The organism is Magnetococcales bacterium (assembly GCA_015232395.1).
Lineage (GTDB): Bacteria > Pseudomonadota > Magnetococcia > Magnetococcales > JADFZT01 > JADFZT01.
This window is the reverse complement of sequence record JADFZT010000062.1, coordinates 22,511-28,949: the sequence shown is the minus strand read 5'-3', so window position 1 is coordinate 28,949 and position 6,439 is coordinate 22,511. Positions and strand designations below refer to the sequence as shown.

Sequence of the window (6,439 nt, the reverse complement as noted above, 5' to 3'; positions counted from 1 at the left end):
TTAAGATCAAAATCAAAAGATTAAGATCAAAATCAAAAGATTAAGATCAAAATCAAAAGATTAAGATCAAAATCAAAAGATTAAGATCAAAATCAAAGGATTAAGATTAAGATCAAAATCAAAAGATTAAGATCAAAAGAAAGACCTTGGGAGGAAAGAATTCCCCCCAACTCCCCCCATCTTTTTTTTTACTAGTTTAAAATCAAAAGATTAAAGATTAATGATACTCCAACTTGCCCTGAGCCGTCACAATAGGCACCGTACGCATCCACTGCTGCTCCCGCCAATGATCCGGATTATCCCGATACCACTGAATAGTGCTTTTGAGACCCTCCTCCCAAGTCAACCGAGGCTCCCAACCTAAACGATTTTTCAACTTTTCAGCATTGCCAGTATGACGCACCACCTGACCCGGACGATCAGAACAATACTGAACCGCACTGGCCTCATCCAAATCCATCAAACGAGAAATATCCTGAGCAATCTCCTTGATGGAACGATGACCACCACTGGCTAAATTAAAAACCTCCCCCTCTACCCTATCCGAAGGAGCATGAAGTATCATGTCCACCGCACGACACACATCATCCACATGAATGAAATCCCGCGCCGCCTCACCCTCACCATGAACCGTCATAGGCTCACCCATAATCCCACTGGTGATAAATCGCGGAACAACCTTCTCCAAATGCTGCCGAGGACCGAAATTGTTAAAAGGACGAATAATCACCGCCGGTACCTGATAAGTCGCCCAATACGAATATACCAACCGATCCGCACCACACTTGGCACTGGCATACGGACTCATGGGGTTTAACGCATGCTCCTCATCCATGGATGCACCAATCGCCGTGCCATACACCTCAGACGTGGAAATGTGAATAAAACGCTTCACCTTCTCCCGGAATTTCAAAATGGCGTTGGTCACTACCTGCGTGCCAATAACATCCGTCTGGAAAAAAAGCCAATTGTCGAAAATCGAACGGGTCACATGGGTCTCAGCCGCAAAATGAACCACATAATCCGCCTCCGATACCAACACATGAATCAACTCGGCATTGCAAACATTGCCATACCAAAATCGATAGTCAGGATTGTCGTTGTTGCGGAAAGGCTCCGGTAAATTGTTCAAAGAACCAGCATAGGTAAGGGTGTCCACCACGACAATGCGATAATCAGGGTAGTGGGCCATCAGATGATGAACAAAATTGGAGCCAATAAAGCCAGCCCCACCCGTGACGAGAATAGTCTTTTTCATGGCATCATTTCGTTGGCGGTCAATCCATCACACCATCGTGGGCCGTAAACCCCAAGAGGCGCAAGTTTTTTCCCATCTTTCCTCTTCGGCAGATCAAATAAGGATCTTGATTCATTTCAGAGAAAATTCCCTAAGGATGGTCATAAGGATCCAGCTCCAGCAAAAGCGTAAACCCACCATCCGCAATCACCTGAGCATCATGCCCCAAAGGAATCCACCGACTGAAGCTGGAGCCGTCAAAACGCAGCTGCCACTGACTGGGAAAACCTGCTTTGCGATCAAAATGAAGGCGAATACCACTCCCCCAGGGAAAACGAGGCCGAGTCAAACCATCCGTGCGAATCCCCTTGATCCGAACCAGCTGAGAAGAGTCCACCGGAAGATAGAGCTGAAAACGCTCCCCCGTGCCAGGAGGTTCCGCCAGGATAAACCAATCGTCCGCTCCCGGCGGCACGCTGAAACCAGGATGATCCGGAGGTGAGGTAAAGCCATCCTGCCAAGCGCGCCAAGAGAGGGTAACAGCTTGCTGTGAAGGGTTTTGCACCCGAAACTTCAAGCTGCGCCAGGAAATGGGGCGCTCGGCAGAAAGCCCAAGCCACCCCCCCGGTTGAAGCTGAAATCCCCCCTGACGAAAATTACCAGGCCAGCTAAACGCCCCCTTTTTGCCAAGAAGAGGATTTTGCACCGCAATAAATCGTACCCCCGGCTCCAAAGAGGCCCGGGGAGAAGCATCAAAAAGAGCTGGAATATCCTGAGCACCCGCTAAAAGATAGTGGCTCAAAGTGACAATATCCCCATAGCGGATCAAATCCCCCTCCTGAAAGAGTTCTGTCAGAAGCCGAGGCTGCTCCCAGTCAGGCGCATGATCCTGGCGTAATAAAAACCGGGCATGCATTTCATGATGCTTGAAATAACCCTGATATTGATGCTGAAAGCCGCTCCAGGCGATGGTGGCGCTCATGGCAAACCAGAGGAGGGTGACCAGTGCAAGAGTGGGCCAGGGGAGAGAAAGGCTGGTTTGAGGGGGGAGAGCTTCCCGAGGGGAGAAGGCCTTTCGCCAAGTGGCATAAAGTTGCGGTATGAACGCTACCACAGACCAAGCCCCGCGACCGAAAATACCAGCCAGTAAAATAGCAAAAGGAACCCAAATGCGGTTGAAAACACTCGCTTCGTGGCCGGGAAAAATAATCACCAGACTCAGCCCCAACAATCCAGCCACCCCCAGCAAAATGCCTGTCAGATGATAACGGCGGGCTCTGGTCAACGTCAGCCACCCCACCAACAGCGCCACCCCCCAAGGAAGGATACCGCCATAGAGCCCGGCATCACTGAGAAGAGTCCCTTGGGCTCCCGCAATGTTGTGCTTTATCCCCGCCCATCCCTGCCAAGCCGGGTCAGCCGGAAACCAGGAAAGAGGCTGAAAAAAAAGCTCCGGGTGGGAAAGAAATCGAGGGGCCAGCCAAACGGAAACCACCAGCACAGCCCCCGTCACAAACACCCCAACCGCTTCCCCGGGGCGCTTGGGAAAAGCCACCCAGGCATGAAAACCAGCCGTCACCCCCCCCAAAGCCACCCCTATCGGATGGGTGAGAAGGAGCAGAATGACCCAAAAAAGAGAGAGAGAAGGCCTCGGCTTGGGCAGCGCCACAATCAACCACCAGGCGATGAGAGCGATACCAAGAGCCAGCCGCCCCGGTACCGGCGGCAAGGTCAATCCCTGGGAGCGAAAAATATGCACCCCCAAGAGAAACAGCCCCACCCCCGCAGCCCCAGGCCCCACCAACACCCACAACAGCCCCGCCACCCCCACCACCAACAGCCCAAAAGTAAGCACCCCCACCGCCTGGTAACTCGCCAGCCAATCCAACCCCAAGGCGTGAAAGCCGGTCATCAAAGCGGGATGCAGAGGAGGCCCCAGATGGCTCAAGCGTAGAAACAGAGTCAGTTCATCGAGGTTTTTCGGTATCTCCCCCCCTTCATCCAAGGTACGCCGCTTGATCTCCTCCACCCCCCCACACGGATCTGTCAGACACTCTTCCAAAAGCATCCCCCGCAGGGCATAGGCATAGACATCATCCGCTTCCGGAGGCAGCTGGCGCAGGTCGTAGGGGGTGAGGGAAAGCTGGTGGAAAAAAAAGCTGAAAATGAATAATCCAGCCAAAAAAGAGAGGTGCTTTAAAAAGGGGAAGGCGCTTTCCAACCGCTGGTTGAGCCGGGCGCGCTGGGAGGCCTGAAAAAAATCCCGGGTTTGAGAAAAGAGGGACATCAATCCGTACCCTTAACCTTCCCGGTGGTGAAATCGGGAATCCAATGGCTTGCTTGAGATGGTTCTGCCTGTCTGTTTCCCCTGTTTTTTTGTGGGAAAACAGATGCTGCTACACTAGCCTTTTTTTATCGGACGTGAAACCGTTGGTCAGGGTGAAAACCAGCGGTTCATGATTCCCTTTGTGACCAAGCTAAGAAACCAGCCCCCTTCCTTTTGAGTGATGGGTGGGAAGGTCTGGGGAGAAAAGCGCGACCCGATCAGCGAATGGCTTTGTTGGGATTGAACTTTTTTGGGTCTTCTTAGCTTGAAACGCGTGTATATTAGCCTAGACGATTATGTTCGGGCTTTGAAAGGGGTTGTCTCCCAACCGGAGCGTATCTTCCCAGTTCATTGTTCATATGGTCAATCATTCCAGACCGAAAACAGGTGGATGTCATGGCAAACAGGTTGGATATCAATATCGCTCGGGTAGTTCATCTCAACTGGGAACTCTCCCTGGAGGCTCTGATATCCGGAGGTCGCAAAGAGGTGTGGCTTCCCAACCACGAAAACTGCGATCTGGGTGTCTGGCTCCACGGCAGCGGCCTGGCCCAACCCGGTGGGTTCGACGCCGCCATCCAACTGGTGGAGGTGCATCGGCAATTCCACGAGGTGGCTGAACGCCTCTCCTCGGGTTTTCACTCTCAAGGACGTGAGGTGGCTGAAAAGGAGCTGGAAAAGGTTCGGAATTTGAGCCGGGAAATTCTCTTTTTACTCACCTCCCTGGAGCTGGATCATCTGGGAAGCCACGGGGTGGTCCACTCCATTGCCCAACCAGTGAAAAACATTCTCGGTCGCCTGTTCGGCGGTTCCGATGAATATGAGCTGGTGGATGCCGGAGTGCTGGCGGTCAACCGCTCCCGCCTGGTGCATCTGCAATGGCTGCGCAATATGGACCGGGCCTTTCGTCATCGAGGCCGCAACGTAGCCCTGGTGAGTGCTGAAGGGTGTCCGTTGGGGGTGTGGATTCACACCGTCGGCCTGAAGCGTTATGGCCAGTTTGATGAGATTAAACACCTGAATGACTGCCACAAGGCGTTTCATGACCGGGCCAGAGAAGCCATTGCCGCTCTCAGGCACCGGCGGGATGCCCAAGCGGAAAAGGCCTATAAAGAAGTGCAGCAACTCAGCCGGGAGATCATCCATCTGTTGAGCGTGGTGGATTTTAAACTCCTGGATAGCGAATCCATGGTCAGCGCTGGTCCTTTCCTCGATTGATTCACACCCGGGGATTGCCGGTTTGGCAGGCCCATGGGTTATACCCCGGGGCGATGGCTTTTTTTTCCTTAAAACCACCCTGTTTTTGATCCGGAATAAAGTTGGACCTGGTGATCTCGAAATACCGGGTCCAACTTTATTTTTGTCACCCCTTTCCGACCTTCCCCCAAGCTTTCTCCGAGATGATCAAAGCACCCCTTTTTCTCTCCGTCAGGGGATGATTTTGCCTCTCCGGGTGATTTTGTCTCTGTTAATTCCGCTTCCTTGGTTGAGGGAAAATTTCCCCCCGGATCTGTTTCTGCCTGTATTTATCTAGTGGTTTGTTAATGAAGGGTAAAACATTTTCAATTCCTCGGTTTCAAGTGTGGATAAAGCCGTCGTTAGGAAGGTATTTCCACAGGCTTGGGGGGTGCTTCCAGAGCCCCTCTTTTCATCGGAAGGTTGAAGAGGTGGTAAAATAAACATAAGATCCTGTGCCTGACCGCTTTGGATCTATCGTTATTGGACAGTGGCTTTTGATGTCTCGGTGACGATTGAAAGCACCCTTGAGATGCTTTGAGGGGTGGAGGGGTCAACGGAGTATCCGGCATGCCGCCAAAGTATCCAAAAAGACACCCGCAAAGGGGGGACGGTCGGCATGAGATTAACGGTCCAGGGAGTGGATCCGAAAAAAGGGGTGGCGGTTGTGGCCGGACCACCTTTTTCGATCCCCAGGGCTCACCGGTCTCTAATCCGGGAGGGTCCTTTTCTCTGGCAGGGAAGATCGACTGGAGTGGAGGAGAGGAGAGACAATGAAGAAAATTTGGGAATTGCTGAAAAGCCCGAGCAATAAGCCTTTGGGCTTGGTGGTGTTTGCAGGGATGATGGTGGGCATGTTTGGTTGGATTATCTTCAACGGTGCTTTGGGGATGTCCAACTCCATGGAGTTTTGTGTTTCCTGCCATGAGATGTCTTACGCCTATGAGGAGTACAAGGAGACTGTTCACTACAAGAGTCCCTCAGGTGTGCGGGCTACTTGTGCGGATTGTCATGTACCCAAGGCGGACAGTGTGGGTGGTTGGTTTGCCAAGATGAAAGCCAAGATGATGGCTTCCAAGGACACCTATCACTACATTTTGGGCACCTACGACACCAAGGAAAAGTATGAAGCGGGTCGTTGGGCGATGGCCAATGCGGTGTGGGACAAGATGCGCGCCAGGAACTCCAAGGAGTGCTTGAGCTGCCATGATTTCGATGCGATGGATTTAGAAGAGCAGGATCGTTCCGCTCGCAAGAAGCATGGCAAGGCGATCAAGGCGGGCGAGCAGTGTATTGATTGTCACACGGGTATTGCCCACGAGGAGCCTGAAGAGCCTGAGGAAGAAGAAGAGGAAGAGGAGGGATAATTTCCTTCTGGATGGATGAGTTTTCGAAACGCCCCGGGAGCTGTTGTTTCCGGGGCGTTTTTTTATGCGGTTGAGGGTTTTGACTTTATACTATTAAAAAAAAAGCGGGGGGGATTGGGGGGGATTCCTTCCCCCCAAGGTCTGTCTTTTGACTTTGATCCTCCCTGTCTTTTGACTTTGCTTTACAACCCCCTGGGGGTGTGGGGGCGAGCCCCCACGGTCTTTCTTTTGATTTTGATCTTGATTTTGATCTTGCTTCTGCCCCTACCCCTG

The 6,439-nt window shown here is 52.1% G+C and carries 4 protein-coding genes; 2 read left to right on the top strand and 2 right to left on the bottom strand.

Going from position 1 to position 6,439, the window contains the following annotated elements; genetic code table 11:
- Positions 1–217: 217 nt before the first annotated feature.
- On the bottom strand, positions 218–1,258 hold the full coding sequence (locus tag HQL52_15275) for a GDP-mannose 4,6-dehydratase (GenBank protein ID MBF0370811.1): 1,041 nt from the start codon (positions 1,256–1,258) through the stop codon (positions 218–220).
- 130 nt (positions 1,259–1,388) lie between these two features.
- A complete protein-coding gene (locus HQL52_15270; protein ID MBF0370810.1) occupies positions 1,389–3,524 on the bottom strand; it encodes a hypothetical protein in 2,136 nt (711 codons plus the stop codon).
- Positions 3,525–3,959: 435 nt separating this feature from the next.
- Here HQL52_15270 and HQL52_15265 point away from each other — a divergent pair, with 435 nt between their 5' ends.
- Together HQL52_15265 and HQL52_15260 are read left to right on the top strand one after the other, a co-directional pair.
- Complete coding sequence (locus HQL52_15265) at positions 3,960–4,781, top strand: CZB domain-containing protein (protein MBF0370809.1); 822 nt, start codon at positions 3,960–3,962, stop codon at positions 4,779–4,781.
- Between the two features lie 791 nt (positions 4,782–5,572).
- Positions 5,573–6,166 carry a NapC/NirT family cytochrome c gene (locus tag HQL52_15260; protein MBF0370808.1) on the top strand — a complete coding sequence of 198 codons (594 nt, stop codon included), beginning with the start codon at positions 5,573–5,575 and terminating at the stop codon, positions 6,164–6,166.
- The last annotated feature ends 273 nt before the right edge of the window (positions 6,167–6,439 follow it).